Annotated in this window: 16 protein-coding genes and 1 pseudogene; 3 read left to right on the top strand and 14 right to left on the bottom strand. The window is 65.3% G+C overall.

Annotated features, from left to right (window positions below; all coding sequences use genetic code 11):
• Positions 1 to 135 precede the first annotated feature (135 nt).
• The 5 genes from OR16_RS26115 to argS form a co-directional block, all read right to left on the bottom strand.
• The gene (locus OR16_RS26115; RefSeq protein WP_006161319.1) at positions 136 to 972 is read right to left on the bottom strand and encodes a helical backbone metal receptor; all 837 of its coding nucleotides are present in this window, start codon (positions 970 to 972) and stop codon (positions 136 to 138) included.
• Positions 969 to 1,724, bottom strand: a complete 756-nt coding sequence (locus tag OR16_RS26110) for an SDR family oxidoreductase (protein WP_081488887.1) — start codon at positions 1,722 to 1,724, stop codon at positions 969 to 971. The genes OR16_RS26115 and OR16_RS26110 overlap by 4 nt, the downstream gene beginning before the upstream one ends.
• Before the next feature lie 100 nt (positions 1,725 to 1,824).
• Complete coding sequence (locus OR16_RS26105) at positions 1,825 to 2,463, bottom strand: thiol:disulfide interchange protein DsbA/DsbL (protein ID WP_006161317.1); 639 nt, start codon at positions 2,461 to 2,463, stop codon at positions 1,825 to 1,827.
• A gap of 78 nt (positions 2,464 to 2,541) precedes the next feature.
• On the bottom strand, positions 2,542 to 3,312 hold the full coding sequence (locus OR16_RS26100; RefSeq protein ID WP_006161316.1) for an SPOR domain-containing protein: 771 nt from the start codon (positions 3,310 to 3,312) through the stop codon (positions 2,542 to 2,544).
• A 120-nt stretch (positions 3,313 to 3,432) separates the two neighbouring features.
• Positions 3,433 to 5,226: an arginine--tRNA ligase gene (argS, locus tag OR16_RS26095; protein ID WP_006161315.1), complete on the bottom strand. Its 1,794-nt coding sequence runs from the start codon at positions 5,224 to 5,226 to the stop codon at positions 3,433 to 3,435.
• Between the two features lie 260 nt (positions 5,227 to 5,486).
• On the opposite strand from argS, the gene OR16_RS26090 reads away from it, so the two are divergent.
• Complete coding sequence (locus OR16_RS26090) at positions 5,487 to 5,807, top strand: DUF1840 domain-containing protein (RefSeq protein WP_006161314.1); 321 nt, start codon at positions 5,487 to 5,489, stop codon at positions 5,805 to 5,807.
• A 400-nt stretch (positions 5,808 to 6,207) separates the two neighbouring features.
• Here the strand turns inward: OR16_RS26090 and OR16_RS26085 are convergent, their stop codons facing one another.
• From OR16_RS26085 to OR16_RS26075, 3 genes and pseudogenes are all read right to left on the bottom strand, one after another.
• Positions 6,208 to 6,624, bottom strand: coding sequence for a hypothetical protein (locus OR16_RS26085; RefSeq protein WP_006161313.1), 417 nt, complete (start codon positions 6,622 to 6,624; stop codon positions 6,208 to 6,210).
• Positions 6,625 to 6,705: 81 nt separating this feature from the next.
• A pseudogene (locus tag OR16_RS41820) lies at positions 6,706 to 6,872 on the bottom strand (DUF1328 domain-containing protein).
• A gap of 52 nt (positions 6,873 to 6,924) precedes the next feature.
• A complete protein-coding gene (locus OR16_RS26075) occupies positions 6,925 to 7,104 on the bottom strand; it encodes a DUF1328 family protein (protein WP_006161312.1) in 180 nt (59 codons plus the stop codon).
• A 254-nt stretch (positions 7,105 to 7,358) separates the two neighbouring features.
• Here OR16_RS26075 and OR16_RS26070 point away from each other — a divergent pair, with 254 nt between their 5' ends.
• The gene (locus OR16_RS26070; protein WP_006161311.1) at positions 7,359 to 8,813 is read left to right on the top strand and encodes a CHASE3 domain-containing protein; all 1,455 of its coding nucleotides are present in this window, start codon (positions 7,359 to 7,361) and stop codon (positions 8,811 to 8,813) included.
• 109 nt (positions 8,814 to 8,922) lie between these two features.
• Here OR16_RS26070 and OR16_RS26065 read toward each other — a convergent pair whose 3' ends face one another.
• From OR16_RS26065 to OR16_RS26040, 6 genes are all read right to left on the bottom strand, one after another.
• Complete coding sequence (locus OR16_RS26065) at positions 8,923 to 9,066, bottom strand: entericidin A/B family lipoprotein (RefSeq protein ID WP_006161310.1); 144 nt, start codon at positions 9,064 to 9,066, stop codon at positions 8,923 to 8,925.
• Between the two features lie 43 nt (positions 9,067 to 9,109).
• The gene (locus OR16_RS26060; RefSeq protein ID WP_043421142.1) at positions 9,110 to 9,517 is read right to left on the bottom strand and encodes a response regulator; all 408 of its coding nucleotides are present in this window, start codon (positions 9,515 to 9,517) and stop codon (positions 9,110 to 9,112) included.
• A gap of 110 nt (positions 9,518 to 9,627) precedes the next feature.
• A complete protein-coding gene (locus tag OR16_RS26055) occupies positions 9,628 to 10,260 on the bottom strand; it encodes a response regulator (RefSeq protein WP_006161308.1) in 633 nt (210 codons plus the stop codon).
• Between the two features lie 181 nt (positions 10,261 to 10,441).
• A complete protein-coding gene (locus tag OR16_RS26050; RefSeq protein ID WP_006161307.1) occupies positions 10,442 to 10,801 on the bottom strand; it encodes a hypothetical protein in 360 nt (119 codons plus the stop codon).
• 238 nt (positions 10,802 to 11,039) lie between these two features.
• The gene (gene metH / locus OR16_RS26045) at positions 11,040 to 13,787 is read right to left on the bottom strand and encodes a methionine synthase (RefSeq protein ID WP_006161306.1); all 2,748 of its coding nucleotides are present in this window, start codon (positions 13,785 to 13,787) and stop codon (positions 11,040 to 11,042) included.
• Between the two features lie 35 nt (positions 13,788 to 13,822).
• The gene (locus tag OR16_RS26040; RefSeq protein ID WP_006161305.1) at positions 13,823 to 14,890 is read right to left on the bottom strand and encodes a homocysteine S-methyltransferase family protein; all 1,068 of its coding nucleotides are present in this window, start codon (positions 14,888 to 14,890) and stop codon (positions 13,823 to 13,825) included.
• A gap of 176 nt (positions 14,891 to 15,066) precedes the next feature.
• On the opposite strand from OR16_RS26040, the gene OR16_RS26035 reads away from it, so the two are divergent.
• Positions 15,067 to 15,459, top strand: coding sequence for a rhodanese-like domain-containing protein (locus OR16_RS26035; protein ID WP_006161304.1), 393 nt, complete (start codon positions 15,067 to 15,069; stop codon positions 15,457 to 15,459).
• The last annotated feature ends 74 nt before the right edge of the window (positions 15,460 to 15,533 follow it).

Genomic DNA, 15,533 nt, shown 5'->3' with positions numbered 1-15,533 from the left:
ACAACTACCTTGACACACGCCGCGAGACAAGAAAGTAGGTCGCCGCCCCGCAGGGGGGGTGAAACTGCCGTTGAAGTTGTCTTTGACCTTAAGCCGTTGAAGCTGAAGTTGCAGCTGAAGTTACACCCACACCCACTAAACTCCCCCCGCAAACCCCGCCAAATACCGTACCCCGTTCACAGCCCGGCTCCCATACCACGAAACCATCTCCCCATCGATCAGCAGGACCTCCTTCCCAATCTGCCGCTCCAGCGCATCGACATGCGCCTCGGTAAACCGATAGGGCTCGCTGGAGAGCAGGACAAGGTCAATCTCCCGCACCAGCGCATCGCTCCACCGGAAGCTCGGATACCGCGTCTGCGGCGTATTCGGCCGGCTGCAATCGCCATCGGCACAAGCTTGCGGCATAGCCTGCGCCGAAGGCCACGTCTGCCAGTTAACCAGTGCCAGCATCTGGCTAATATAGGTATCGCGCGACACTGTCATCCACGGATCCTGCCAGATCGCATACAGCACCTTGCGCGCGGGCCACTGCCGGGAACGCACCTGCGCCAGTTCGGCATTCAGCGCCTCGCATAGCGGCTCAGCCTGCGCAAGGCGGCCGAAGACGCCTCCAAGCAGCCGGTAGAGCGCCAGGTTGTCCTCGGGTGCGCAGGGGTGCGTGACGATCACATGCGGTACAAACGCGCGGATCTCGTCCACCGTCTCGCGCCGGTTCTCGTCGATGTTGACCACCACGTGCGTGGGCGCCAATGCCCGCAGGCGCTCAAGATTGACGTCCTTGGTGCCGCCCACCTTGGCAACGGCGCGCACGGCGGGCTGGGGATGGATGCAAAAGCCGGTGCGCGCGACCATCAGCGGCCCCAGCCCGAGCGCAAACAGCAGCTCGGTGACGGAGGGCACCAGCGAGGCAATGCGTACCTCGCCCGTGGCCGGGCGATGCAGGACGCCGGTCGCGTCCTGCCAGCTCATGGCTGGTTGTCCTGGCTACCTCGCTGGCTGCGCGGCTTGCGCGGCGCGCGGGAGAAGATCGCGTCGTAGAGCCAGCGCGGCATCAGGTGCAGGATGGAGGCGACCACGCCCATCTGCCACGGGACCACCGCGAAGCGGCGCCCTGCGGCAATAGCACGCACCGCCTTGCGGGCGAATACGTCGGCGTCCATCAGGAAAGGCATGCGATAAGGGTTGTGCTCGGTCATCGGCGTGCGGATGTAGCCGGGCGCGATGGTGACCACGCGGATGCGTTCGCGGCGCTGTTCCAGGCGCAGGCTCTCCAGCAGCTTGATCACGGCGGACTTGGAGGCGCTGTAGGCGCCCCCGCCCGGCAGGCCGCGCACGCCGGCCACGCTGGCGATGCCGACCAGCGTGCCGCGCCAGCCGCCGGTGCCCGGATCACGCTCGCGCATGGGCTGCATGAAGGGCTGGAAGGTGGTGAGCACGCCGAACCAGTTGGTGTCCATCACCATGCGGAAGGCTTCGAGGTCCTCGCGCTCGCTGGCGACGGTCCCCACCGACACGCCGGCATTGGCGATCACCACATCGGGGCAACCAAAATGATCGAGGAAATCCTGGGCGGCCCGCTGCATGGCGTCGGCTTCGCGCACGTCCGCAGAGTCCGCTCGACGCGCCGGTAAGGAAGACTTTCTGTGCTCGCATCGGGAGGGTCCAGGGGTAAGCGCAACATGGTTCATGCCGACCGACCCGCCCTGGTGCGCGCCGGACACCGCGGCGCCACGCCGGCGCCGGCGGTGCCGGTCGACCGCCGGTGGCCGTCAGCTGGCTCGCACATGGCGAGCCGCAAGGCTGGCGGCCGCAGCCCGGGAATTACATCTTCTTGTCCCGCACCTGGCTGACCAGGTAATCCATGGTCTGGATGGCCGTGCCCTTGGTGCCGGCGATGGACGGCGAGGTCACGTACTTGCCCTGTACCACGATGGTCGGCACGCCGTCGATCTTGTAGGCGTCCGCGATCTTGTTGGCACGTTGCGAGTTGGTGGTCACCGAGAACGAGTTGTAGGCGTCGAGGAAGGCCTTGCGGTCGATGCCGTTCTTGGCCATGAAGTCGGCGATCTCATTCGGGTCCAGCATGCGCTTGCGGTCGACGTGAATGGCGTTGAAGACCTTGGTGTGCATGGCGTCCAGCTTGCCGATGGCTTCCAGCGCGTAGAAGATCTTGGTGTGCGGCAGCAGGTCGTCGCGGAAGGCAACCGGCACGCGCTTGAAGATGACATCCTTGCCCTGCTTGCCTACCCAGGCCTCGAGCTCGGGCTCGAAGTCAAAGCAGTGCGGGCAGCCGTACCAGAAGAACTCGGTGACTTCGATCTTGCCCGGCGCGACGGGCTGCGGCGCTTTCAGGACCTGGTATTCCTTGCCCGAGGTGGGCGCGGCGGCCTGGGCGGGCACGGTCATCAGGAAGCCGGTCACAGCGACCAGCGTGGCGAACAAGGCGGCGAGTTTCTTCATGTGGCGCGGCTTTCGAGAATGGGCAATTAGCGTATGACAGCGGCGGTGCGATCCGGTTCAGCGGATCGCACCGGGTTGTTACTGCTTGGTAAAGCGGATGACCGAAGCTTCGAAGCCCGACGCCTGCAGCCGGTCGCGCGAACGGTTCATGTCGTCAATCTTGTTGAACGGCCCCAGGCGCACGCGATAGAGCTTGACGCCGTTGACGTCGCGCTCGGTAACCTTGGCTTCGAACCCCTGCATGGCCAGGTTGGCCTTCTGGCGATCGGCGTCGTCCTGCGAGCGGAAGGCGCCTACCTGCAGCAGGTAGCCGACCTTGTTGGCATCGGCCTGAGCGATCTCGGCGATCGGGTCGGCGACGGGCTTCTCGGCCGGCTTCTCGGCTGGCTTTTCCGCCGGTTTCTGCGCGGGCTTGTCGACCGGCTTGTCCGCAGGCTTGTCCACGGGCCTTTCAGCGGGCTTCTCGATGGGGCGTTCCGCGGGCCGGTTGACGGCTACCGGCGGCTGACGCTCGGCCGGTTTCACTGTCGTCGGCGCCGGGCCGGCGGGCTGCTCGGGCTCGGCGGCTGGCCCGACGGGCTTGGCCGGCGTCTTGCTCCACAGCGGCTTGTTGGGATCGCTCGGGGCTTCCTGCGCCGGAGCGGGCAGGTTGCTGACGACATTGCCGGGCTCGGCCGGCTTCTGCGCGCCCTTTTGCTGGAACGGCGCCGGCGACTTGGTGATGTACAGGGCGACCACTACTGCGATCGCCAGGCCGACGATCAGGCCCAGCACCAGTCCCAGGAACGTACCTCCGCGCTGCGGGGCGCGGCTGGCATTGCGCGGGGTGCGCTTGCGTTGCTGTTGCATGAATTCCTCTAGCGTGATGGCGCGATTATAGAGCCTGCGCCGATCCCGGCATTACTGTCTGTGGTCTGGGCGATACGCGTGCCGTGCCGGGGCTTGCCCCCGGCACGGCACCGGCATGGCTTACATGCGCTGCGGCGCAGAGACACCGATCACCGCCAGCCCGTTGCGCAGCACCTGGCGGGTGGCGGCCAGCATCGCCAGGCGAGCCAGCTTGACCGCCTCGTCATCCACCAGCACGCGGTCGGAGTTGTAGAAGGCATGGAAATCGCCCGCCAGGTCGCGCAGGTAAAAGGCGACCGCATGCGGCGCCAGTTCCGTCGCCGCCGCCGCCAGCATGTCCGGGAAATCGGCCAGGCGCTGGCCCAGCGCGAGTGCCTGCGGGGTGGCGCCGGCGCCGGTCACGGGCGCCAGGTCGATGCCTGCCAGGGCGGGCAGCTTGGCCTCCCAGTCCGCACCGCCCCAGGATTCGAAGATCGAGCAGATGCGGGCATGGGCGTACTGCACGTAATACACCGGGTTCTCGTCGTTCTGCTTGAGGGCCAGGTCGACGTCGAAGATGAATTCCGTATCGGCCTTGCGCGACAGCAGGAAAAAGCGCACGGCGTCGCGCCCACGGGTGAAGTGCGCGGGCCAGTCGGCCACGCCGGCTTCCAGGCAGCCGCGGATGGTCTCGCCGCCTTCCGCGCCGTTGCTCCATTCGATCAGGTCGCGCACGGTCACGTAGGAGCCGGCGCGCTTGGAGATCTTGACCTCCTCGCCATTCTTCATGACGGTGACCATCTTGTGCAGGATGTAGTCGGGGTAGCCGTTGGGGATGCCGATGTCCAGCCCTTGCAGGCCGGCGCGCACGCGCGCGATGGTGCCGTGGTGGTCGCTGCCCTGCACGTTGATGACCTTGGCGAAGCCGCGCTCCCACTTGCTGGTGTGGTAGGCCACGTCCGGCACGAAGTACGTGTAGGTGCCGTCGCCCTTGCGCATGACGCGGTCCTTGTCGTCGCCTTCGTCGGTAGTGCGCAGCCACAGCGCGCCCTCGTTCTCGTAGGTCTTGCCCTTGGCCACCAGCGACTGCACTGCGGCCTCGACGCGGCCGTCGCTGTACAGCGAGGATTCCAGGTAGTAGCGGTCGAACTTGACGCCGAAGGCCCGCAGGTCGATGTCCTGCTCGTTGCGCAGGTAGGCCACGGCGAACTTGCGGATCGATTCGATGTCTTCGATGTCACCGGAGGCCGTCACGGCGTCGCCGTCGGAGGCGCGCACGGTCTTGCCAGCCAGGAAGTCGGCGGCGATGTCGGCGATGTAGTCGCCGTTGTAGGCCGATTCCGGCCAGGCGGCGTCACCCGGCTTGAAACCACGCGCGCGTGCCTGCACCGAAACGGCCAGGGTCTGGATCTGCACGCCGGCGTCGTTGTAATAGAACTCGCGATGCACGGCAAAGCCCTGCCAGTCCAGCAGGTTGGCCAGCGCATCGCCCAGTGCCGCCTGGCGGCCGTGGCCGACGTGCAGCGGGCCGGTCGGGTTGGCGGAGACGAACTCGACCAGCACCTTGCCGTGCACGCCCTGCTCCTTGGCGCCGTAACGGTTGCCCTGCTCCAGCACCGCGCGCAGCACGTCGGCCTTGGCGGCCGGCGTCAGGCGCAGGTTGATAAAGCCGGGGCCGGCGATTTCCAGGGCAGCCACCAGCCCGGCGGTACGCGCGTCGGCCTTGACCGCATCGACGATCTGCTGGGCCAGTTCCCGCGGGTTGCGCTTGAGCGTGCGGGCAACCTGCATGGCGAGATTGCAGGCCAGGTCGCCGTGGGCGGCGACCTTGGGACGCTCGAAGACGGCGTCGGGCAGGGCGGCGTCGGCCGGGGCGATTGCGCGCACCGCGTCATTGAACGCAGCGGCAAGATTGGTGGTCTGAACTGGCAGCATGGATGTCGTGGCCCTGAGGCGGTTGTCTGGTGCCGTCGCGGCGGTTCTGCCGCGGCGGCACCGTCACGGGCGGCATGTGGAGGCCGCGCCGCGTGGCAGGCAATGAATTGCAGAACGCAGAATTTTATCAGGTGCTATGCTGACATCATGCAGCAAGCCCAAAACCGGCTGTTGCGAGTCCCTTGCCCTGTGCCGGGACAAGCCGCGCGGCCATGGTTTTCGCCCATGTACTTCGCTGTACGCCAAGGAAAGGAAATATCATGCTGATTACCTTCAAATCCCACGCGGCGCAAGACCTCATCATGATGAGGGACCTTGCCGTCACGCTCCTGGGGATTATCGGCAAGCACCTGGGAGAGCGCGGCGTGATCACCACCGAGGAACTGCCCCGCTGCATCCATAAGCTGGAAGCCGCGGTGACGGATACCAAGAAGGTGCACCCGGCGGAATCATCGGTCCACCCCGGCAAGTATGAAGAGGACGAGGAAGAGCCGCTGCACCTGGGCCAGCGCGCCTACCCCTTCCTCGACATGCTGCGCGCATCCCAGCGCGAGAACACCGAGGTGATGTGGGGGGTGTAGGCAGCGCGCCGAGTCCGCGTAGATAGAAAATAGAAAGCAAGGTAGCCAGCCGGCTGCCTTGCCGGCCCTTCCGCTCCTCCGTTTTTCACTCCCTGCTTCTTGTCCGGCTTTTTCGCCCCCGCTTTTTCGGCCCCCCCGCTTTCCGGCCCGCCTGGTTTCCGTTCCCCTGCTTGCTCGCCCCTCCGCAAAAAAAATACCCGGCCGATGTTTCGGGCCGGGCGTGCCGGATCAGGGAGGGGATCCGAAAGGGGAAGGAATGGTGTTTCAGGGCGCGGAAAATGTGATTAGTGAGACGCGCGCAGCATTGCCAGCAAGGCTGGCGCCGTAGCGCCAGGCTTTGTCCAGCATGTCCGCGAGCGCGTCGGCGTGTTCTTCCATTGGGTCGGGCTCAATGCCTCGGTCAATCGCCGCGGGCGCGTCCGTTAGCCGCCAGCAGCAAGGCGACGAAAGCGCCCGCCGCCGCCGCGATGCCGAGCGCCGTCAATGGCGACGCCACCACGCGCTGCTGCACGCCGTGCACGGCGTAGCCGACACGCTCGCGGGCACGGCTCTTGAGTTGGTCGGCCAGCGCGCGTGAGCGGTCCTGCAACCGGCGCCCGGCTTGCACGGCCTCGGACGAACCTTCGCGCCCCAGCACTTCCATGGTTTGCTCGAGCTGGGCGATCAGTGCCCCGACCTCGCCGGCCACTGGCCCGGCGGCTTCGCGGGCGGCGCCACGCGTATCGCGCACGGCATGCCGGATCTGCCGCACCGTGCTTTCGGCCTGATCAGTCAGGTGATTCACTTCTTTTCGGATCTTCGGATTGTTGGTCAGCATCGGCTTATCTCCGTTTCGTCTGTTGACACGCTGTGACTGGGTTCGTGCTAGCTAGGTGCCAGGGCGCGCCGCGCCTGACACCTAGCGCCTGACCAGGCTGATCACGAAGGTCACCAGCGCAACCACCAGGAAGATGAAGAACAGCATCTTGGCAATCTCCACCGCGCCTGCCGCGATGCCCCCCCCCCAAAGCCAAATACCGCGGCGATCAGGGCGATGACAAAAAACACGAGTGCATAGTGCAACATGGCGATAGCTCCCAAAGTGGATTGGGCTGGCGGTGGCCCGGTGGACCGATGGCTATGGCCATTTCACCCCCTTGAACACGGTCACGCCCAGGACAAGGAACAGCACGAACAGCACCAGGAAGATGAAGAACAGGATCTTGGCAATGCCAGCCGCGCCGGCAGCAATACCTGTGAATCCCAGCAAGCCGGCGACCACGGAAACCACTGCAAGAATCAGCGCCCATTTCAGCATTGACGTTCTCCCTCTTCCCGAGCTGGCTTGGCGCAACGGCGCGCAAGCTCATGGAACCATGGTAGAAAGCGGACCTCCCCGCGGACACCGCAGCCGCACCGATTCGCTTGTCAGCCGATTCCTACAGCGCTAGCGCCGGCGCGGCCTAGCGGGCCATGCCTGCGGGCAGCAGGTTGACCGGGGAGCGTCAATGTGCTTCCATCGACGCCGAGAGGGTGCGTGTCGCGCCAGGCATCCGATATCGGGAAATGAACATGTTCACGCAGTCACTGTTGCGCTCGACCTTGCTCCTGGCGGGCGGCATCGTGCTTACCGTGGCGGTGCTGATCGCCTCCGAGGCGGGCAACATCCGCTTGCGCCAGGGCTATACGCAGGTCATCCAGTCGCAGCAGGTCCAGGGCCAGATCACCTCCCTGCTCGGCGAACTGGTCAACGCCGAAGCCGGCCAGCGCGGCTTCCTGCTGACCGGCAAGGAAAGCTACCTCCAGCCGTACTACCAGGCCGTGCCACGCATCAATGCGCTGTTGAGCACGCTGCGCAACCGCTATGCGGACGACCCGGAGGCGCTCAAGGTGTTCACCCAGGCCTCCACCGCCGTCAACCGCAAGCTGACCGAGATGGACCTGACGCTGATCTATGGCAAGCGCGACGTCGAGGTGGCGCTCGACCTGGTACGCACGGACTTTGGCAAGCAGACCATGGACAACGCGCGGCGCGGGCTGGAAGCCTTGCTCCAGCGCGAGGCCGCATCGGTGTCGCGAAGCCTGGAGTACGCCGACCGCGATCTCGCGCTGTCGCGCTACGGTATCGGCCTGCTGACCGCCGTCAATATCGTGCTGCTGATCGTGGTGGGCTTGCGGCATTCGCGACGCATGGCCGATTCGGAGGCCGCGCGCAGCGAGCTCGAAGAAGAAAGCGCGCGCCTGGATAACATGGTGCGCTCGCGCACGCGCCAGCTGTCCGCGCTGGCCTCCCACCTGCAGCGCGTGACCGAGGATGAGAAGACGCGGCTGGCACGCGAGCTGCACGACGAACTGGGTGCCATCCTGACCGCCTCCAAGCTCGACATGCACTGGGTGCGACGCCGCATCCAGGACACGCATCCGGACGTGGCGGAAAAGCTCACCCGCGTGATGCTGCATGTGGACCAGGGAATCCAGATCAAGCGCCGCCTGATCGAGGACCTGCGGCCCACCGTGCTGCTTAATCTGGGACTGAAGGAAGCCATTGGCCAGTTGGTGGAGGAAGTGGCCACGCGCAACCAGTGGGAGGCGGATGTGCAGCTGGTGGAGACGGTGCCACCGCTGCGCGACGACGCGGCCATCGCGCTTTACCGCATCGTGCAGGAGTCGCTCACCAACGCCAGCAAGTACGCCGAAGCCAAGCGCGTGTCCATCAAGCTCGATTGCGCCGACGGCGTGCTCTTGCTGGCAATCAGCGATAACGGGCGCGGGCTGCCGCCGGACTACGAATCGCGCCGCTCGGTGGGGCACCATGGCCTGCTGGGGATGGAGCAGCGCGTAATCGCCCTGGGTGGCACGCTGGAGCTCCAATCGGAACCCGGCGCCGGCGTCACCATCCGGGTGAAGGTGCCGCTCACCGACGCCATCGTGGCGCCGCCGCGAGACGAAAATGACGGGCTGGACGGTTTGGGCGACCCCGGCGAGCAGCCACAGGACGAGCCCAACAGCACGCCGCCGGTCAGCTGAGAGGCTGAGACGAGAGGCTGAGACGCCGAGAAAAGGAAAGGGGCTCGACGGGAGCCCCTTTCCTTTCATTTTGTCAGCCTGCCGCGCTACCGGCACCGCAGTTGGCACCTTACATCTTCTGCTTGGCGCTTTCGGCGGCGCCCTGCATTTTCTCGCCACCCTTCTCGATGTCCTTGCCGGCACCGGCCATTGTGTTGCAACCGGCTACCAGGACCATGCCTGCCAGGGCACACAGCGCCATCAGCTTCCTCATGATTCTCTCCTTGCTCTAGGTTGACACGGTCGTCGATGCGGATTCAGCGACCTGCCCGCGCATACTCCTCGATCACCCGGAACACCTGCTCCAGCTCGAGCGACTTGTCAAAGAAATAGTCCGCGCCGGCCTCGGCGCACTGCCGCCGGTAGGTAGGTACCTGGGCATGATTGGTGTACACGATGCGGATGCCCGACACCTCGGTTTTCTGCAAGGCGCGCAGTACATTGATCCCGTTGCCTTGCCGCAACTGCAGGTCGACGATGACGACCTCGTACTTGCCCGCCTGGCAGAGGCGCAGCGCGGTGCTTTCGGTATCCGCCCAATCCACGACTTCTATAAACGGAAACGCGTTCAGGTACTCAAGCAACATACCCCGCAGCACCGCTGAGTCCTCGATTAGAAGGACCCGCAGCGCTCGATTCGAAGGGGCCGCAGCTTGATCCGACATGATTCCATGGTAGCAACAGAGTATGGAGGGAGACTATCGGCGTCCGTCCTACAGCAGCGTCAGGCAAACGAGGCAGAATGCCGCGCATTGCGGCTTTGCCCTTGCCGCGCCTACTCCACCAGGCCGTTCTTGATCGCGTAGTAGGTCAGGTCGGCATTGGTCTTCATGCCCATCTTTTCCAGGATGCGCGAGCGATACGTGCTGACCGTCTTGACGCTCAGGAACAGCTCCTCGGCGATCACCGAGACCGACTGCCCGCGCGAGAGCTTGCAGAAGATCTGGAACTCACGCTTGGACAAGGTCTGGTGCAGCGGCTGGTTGGTGGGCTTGTCCAGCCCGCCGATGAGCAGGTCCGCCACGTTTGCGCTGACATAGCGCCGGCCCTGGGCCACGGTGCGGATGGCCTTGACGAGATCATCGGGCGCGCTTTCCTTGGTCAGGTAGCCGGAAGCGCCCGCGCGGATCAGGTTGATGGCGTACTGGTCTTCCGGGTAGGTGGAGAGAATCAGCACCGGCAGGTCGGGATGGCGCTGGCGCAGCAGCTTGAGCACGTCGATGCCGTTGCGGTCGGGCATGGAGATATCGAGCACCACGACATCGAACTCGAGTTCGCGCAGCCGAGTCATGACTTCGTCGCCGCTGGCAGCTTCCCCTTCCACCTGGATATCAGGCTCGTCGGAAATAAACTGCCGCAGACCGGCGCGCACGATCTGGTGATCGTCGGCGATCAAAACGCGAATCATGGATGACTCCCTGGGCATGAGCACCAGCTCTCGGGCGCGGCCGGGCTAATGCATTGTAGTTCTTGCAAAGCCGCGCGACTGTCGGTGTAAGGCTGACACGCTCCCTGCTGGCCGCGCCATAAAAAAAGGGACGGGGTGGACCCGTCCCTGTGTTCCAGCATGCCGGTCTTGCCGGTCTGGCTTACTGGACCTTGGCCGCCGCACCGGCGTCCGCGCTGGCGTCGGTTGCCGGCTCGCCCTTCTTGGTCTTGGTGTGGCTGCCGTGCTTCTTGGTCTTGGCGGTCGACTTGGCGTGCGTGTCGGTGGCGGCATCGGCGCCAGCCTTGGCGTCAACACCCTTGTCGGCGCTGGCCGAAGCGCCCAGGCCAGCGTTCACACCCGCGCTGGCGGCTGCACCCTTGTCGGCAGGCGCGCTGATCGCGGGCGCCGCCATGGCGCCGGTGGCGCCAGCCTTCGCATCAACGCCGGTTCCTTGTGCCATTGCCAGCGAGGAAGCGGCAGCGATCGAGAGAGCGGAAAGGGAGATCAGCAGTTTGTTCATGGAGAGGCTCCTAGCAGTTTGCGCCGCTGCGAAACATTCGCTGCGGTGTTCACTTGATGTGAGCCCTCAGTCTAGGGACGCAGAGCCGCGCGGTCTGTTAGGAGATGTAATGCCTTGTAAGGAGTGGTGAAGAACTTATAACGGCACATGGATGCGCGTGCAGAGGCTTTTCCCTGCTTGCCCAATGGCTTGCGGCGGCGCGGCGGCACAAAATGCGGCCGCGCCAGCATGCAAGCGGTTACAGGTTTGGCGCGAGCGCGCGCTCCAGCACGCTGCGTTCTTCGCCGCGGCGCGCCACCATGTCGTCGAGCTGGTCCTGGCCGATCTTGCCAACCGAGAAGTACGTGGACTCCGGATGCGCCAGGTAGAAGCCGCTCACCGAGGCCGCGGGCGTCATCGCCAGCGAGTCGGTGATGCCCATGCCGATCTCGGCCGTATTGAGATAGTCGAACATCGGGCCCTTGACGGTATGCTCCGGGCAGGCCGGATAGCCAGGGGCCGGACGGATGCCGCGATAGCCTTCGGCGATCAATTGCTCGTTGCTCAGCACCTCGGCGGCGTCGTAGCCCCACAGATCCTTGCGCACGCGTTCGTGCAGGCATTCGGCGAAGGCTTCAGCCAGGCGGTCGGCCAGCGACTTCAGCATGATCGCGCTGTAGTCGTCGTGGTCAGCCTCGAACTGGGCTTCCTTCTTGTCCACGCCGATGCCGGCGGTGACGGCGAACACGCCGATGTAGTCGGCGATGCCGCTGTCCTTGGGCGCGACGAAGTCCGCGAGGCAGCGGTTGGGCCGCATCACGCCGTCGATCACCGGGCGCTCGCTTTGCTGGCGCAGGTTGTGCCAGGTCAGCGCGACCTTGCTGCGGGTCTCGTCGGTATAGATCTCGATATCGTCGTCGTTGACCGTGTTGGCCGGCAGCAGCGACAGCACGCCGTTGGCGGTCAGCCAGCGGCCCTGGATCAGGCGCGACAGCATGGCCTTGCCGTCCGAGAACACGCGGCGGGCGGATTCGCCGACGATCTCGTCATTGAGGATGTCGGGGAATTTGCCGGCCAGGTCCCAGGTCTGGAAGAACGGCGCCCAGTCGATGTAGTTGGCGAGCTCCGTCAGGTCGTAGTTGCGGAAAATGCGCCGGCCGATGAATTTCGGCTTGGGCGGCACATAGGCGCTCCAGTCCACCGGCGTCTTGTTGGCGCGGGCCTTCGCCAGCGACACCATCGGCGTGGCCTTCTTGTTGGCGTGCTGATGGCGGATGCGCTCGTAGTCGGTCTTCAGCTCGTCCAGGTACCTGGCCGCGCCATCGTCCGACAGCAGGCTCGATGCCACGCTGACCGAGCGCGAGGCGTCTGGCACGTAGACCACCGGGCCTTCGTAGTGCGGCGCGATCTTGACCGCGGTGTGCACGCGCGAGGTGGTGGCGCCGCCGATCAGCAGGGGGATCTTCTTGATGCGGAAATAGTCATCGCGCTGCATCTCCGAGGCCACGTAGGCCATTTCCTCGAGCGACGGCGTGATCAGGCCGGACAGCCCGACGATGTCCGCGCCCTCGACCTTGGCGCGCGCCAGGATCTCGTTGCACGGGACCATCACGCCCATGTTGACCACTTCGAAGTTATTGCACTGGAGCACCACCGAGACGATGTTCTTGCCGATGTCGTGCACATCGCCCTTGACCGTGGCGATGACGATCTTGCCGCGCGCCTTGACTTCGCCGCCGGCCTCGGCCAGCAGGCGCTTTTCTTCTTCGATATAGGGCAGCAGGTGGGCCACGGCCTGCTTCATCACGCGGGCGCTCTTGACCACCTGCGGCAGGAACATCTTGCCGGCGCCGAACAGGTCGCCCACGATGTTCATGCCGTCCATCAGCGGGCCTTCGATCACCTCGATCGTGCGGCCGCCGCGTGCTTCCACCTGCTGGCGCACTTCCTCGGTGTCTTCCACGATGAAGGTGGTCAGGCCATGCACCAAGGCATGCGACAGGCGATCGGCCACCGGCACCGGGTTCTCCGGCGTGCCGCGCCACAGCAGGTTTTCTTCGCGCTTGGCGCCGCCGCCCTTGAAGCGGTCGGCGATTTCCAGCAGGCGGTCGGTACCGTCCTGGCGGCGGTTGAGCACTACATCTTCCACGCGCTCGCGCAGCTCGGGGTCGAGCTGGTCATACACGCCGAGCTGGCCGGCGTTGACGATGCCCATGTCCATGCCCGCCTTGATGGCGTGGTACAGGAACACGGTGTGGATGGCCTCGCGCACCGCGTCGTTGCCGCGGAACGAGAACGACACGTTGGACACGCCGCCGCTGACCTTGGCGTACGGCAGGTTCTGCTTGATCCAGGCGGTGGCTTCGATGAAGTCCACCGCGTAGTTGTTGTGTTCTTCGATGCCGGTCGCCACCGCGAAGATGTTCGGGTCGAAGATGATGTCTTCGGGCGGGAAGCCGACTTCATTGACCAGGATGTCGTAGCTGCGCTTGCAGATCTCGGTCTTGCGCGCGAAAGTATCCGCCTGGCCCTTCTCGTCGAAAGCCATCACCACGGAAGCCGCGCCGTAGCGGCGGATCAGCTCGGCGTGATGGCGGAACTGCTCCTCGCCTTCCTTGAGCGAGATCGAGTTGACCACGGGCTTGCCCTGCACGCACTTCAGGCCGGCCTCGATCACTTCCCACTTGGACGAGTCCAGCATGATGGGCACGCGCGCGATATCGGGCTCGGAGGCGATCAGGTTGAGGAACCTCACCATGGCCGCCTTGGAGTCCAGCATGGCCTCGTCCATGTTGATGTCGATGATCTGCGCGCCGTTCTCGACCTGCTGGCGGGCTACCACCAGCGCCTCGTCGAACTGGCCGTTCAGGATCATGCGGGCGAAGGCCTTGGAGCCGGTGACGTTGGTACGCTCGCCGACGTTGACGAAGAGCGTGTCTTCATCGATGGTGAAAGGCTCGAGGCCGGACAGGCGCATCGGACGCGGCGGCAGGGTATCGTTGGTCATGGCTTGATCTTGTTCTGTGGGCTCGCGATGCATGTTCAGGCGGCGGCGCGGTACTGGCTGGGCCAGGCGCGCGGCTTCTTGCTGGCCACGCGCTCGGCGATGGCGGCGATGTGCTCGGGCGTGGTGCCGCAGCAGCCGCCCACCAGGTTCACCAGGCCGGACGCGGCGAACTCCTCCACCAGCGCCGACGTGACCTCCGGGGTTTCATCGAAACCGGTATCGCTCATCGGGTTGGGCAGGCCGGCATTGGGGTAGCACGATACGGCCGCATCGCAGATCTTGGCCAGCTCGGCAATGTACGGACGCATCAGCGTGGCGCCGAGCGCGCAGTTCAGGCCGAAGGTGATCGGGCGGGCATGGCGCAGGCTGTTCCAGAACGCTTCCACCGTCTGGCCGGAGAGGATGCGGCCGGAGGCGTCGGTGACCGTGCCCGAGATCATCACGGGCAGGCGCTCGCCGGTGTCCTCGAAGAGCTGGTCGATGGCGAACAGCGCGGCCTTGGCGTTGAGCGTGTCGAAGATGGTTTCCACCAGGAACACGTCGGCGCCGCCTTCAAGCAAGCCCTTGCCCTGCTCGTAGTACGAGTGGCGCAGTTCCTCGAAGGTCACGTTGCGCGCGCCCGGGTCGTTCACGTCCGGCGAGATGCTGGCGGTCTTGGGCGTAGGCCCGAAGGCGCCGGCCACGAAGCGCGGCTTGTCGGGCGTGCTGTACTTGTCGCAGGCTTCGCGCGCCAGCCTGGCGGCAACGACGTTCATCTCGTACGCCAGGTCCGCCATCTTGTAGTCTTCCTGCGCCACGCCCGTCGCACCAAATGTATTGGTTTCGATCAGGTCGGCGCCGGCAGCCAGGTACTGCTCGTGGATCTCGCTGATGACCTGCGGGCGGCTCAGCAGCAACAGCTCGTTGTTGCCCTTGACGTCGACATGGTGCCCGGCGAAACGCTCGCCGCGGTAATCCGCTTCGGTCAGCTTGTAGCGCTGGATCATGGTGCCCATGGCACCGTCCAGGATCAGGATGCGCTCGCGCAGCAGGGCGGGCAGGTTGGCCGCCCGGGTGTAGGGGCGCGCGGGAGGAAGCGAGGCGGAACGTGGGGCGGCGCTCATGTGGGGCTCGACAGCAAGAGAAAAGACTGCGATTTTATCAGTTACATCAATGGTTTGCGGAATATCGGCAGCCGCCGGCCGGTGCCGCCGGCGACGCTCGCGGGTTGCCGCGCGACACCGCCCGGCCCTACACTGGGACACATTCCCCACATTGCCATCAACGGAAAGCCTTGCCCATGCAACACCTCAGCCCCGGCGACGCGCAGACGCTCCTCAGCGAGTCGCCCGACGCGCTCTTCATCGATTGCCGCAGCGAAATGGAGTACCTCTTCGTGGGGCACCCCAAGGGGGCGCATAACGTGCCCTGGAACGATGGCCCGGACTGGGAGGTGAACCCGCATTTCGTACAGTCGGTGAAGAAGCTCGCGGGACAGGCCTCGGCACGCCCGGTGCTGCTGATCTGCCGCAGCGGCAACCGCTCGACGGCCGCCGCGCGCGCCCTGGAGGGCGCCGGATTCTCCACCGTCTATAACGTGCTGCATGGCTTCGAAGGCGACCTGGACGCCGAGCGCCACCGCAACACCCTCAACGGCTGGCGTCACGCCGGGCTGCCCTGGGAGCAGTATTGAATGGCCGGAAGGCGGCCGGGAACGGATCCTGAAAGCAAGAAGCCCGCGCCATGCGCGGGCTTCTTGCTATTTTC

It is taken from the genome of Cupriavidus basilensis OR16, from assembly GCF_000243095.1.
GTDB lineage: Bacteria > Pseudomonadota > Gammaproteobacteria > Burkholderiales > Burkholderiaceae > Cupriavidus > Cupriavidus basilensis_D.
This window is presented reverse-complemented; position numbering and strand designations above follow the sequence as displayed.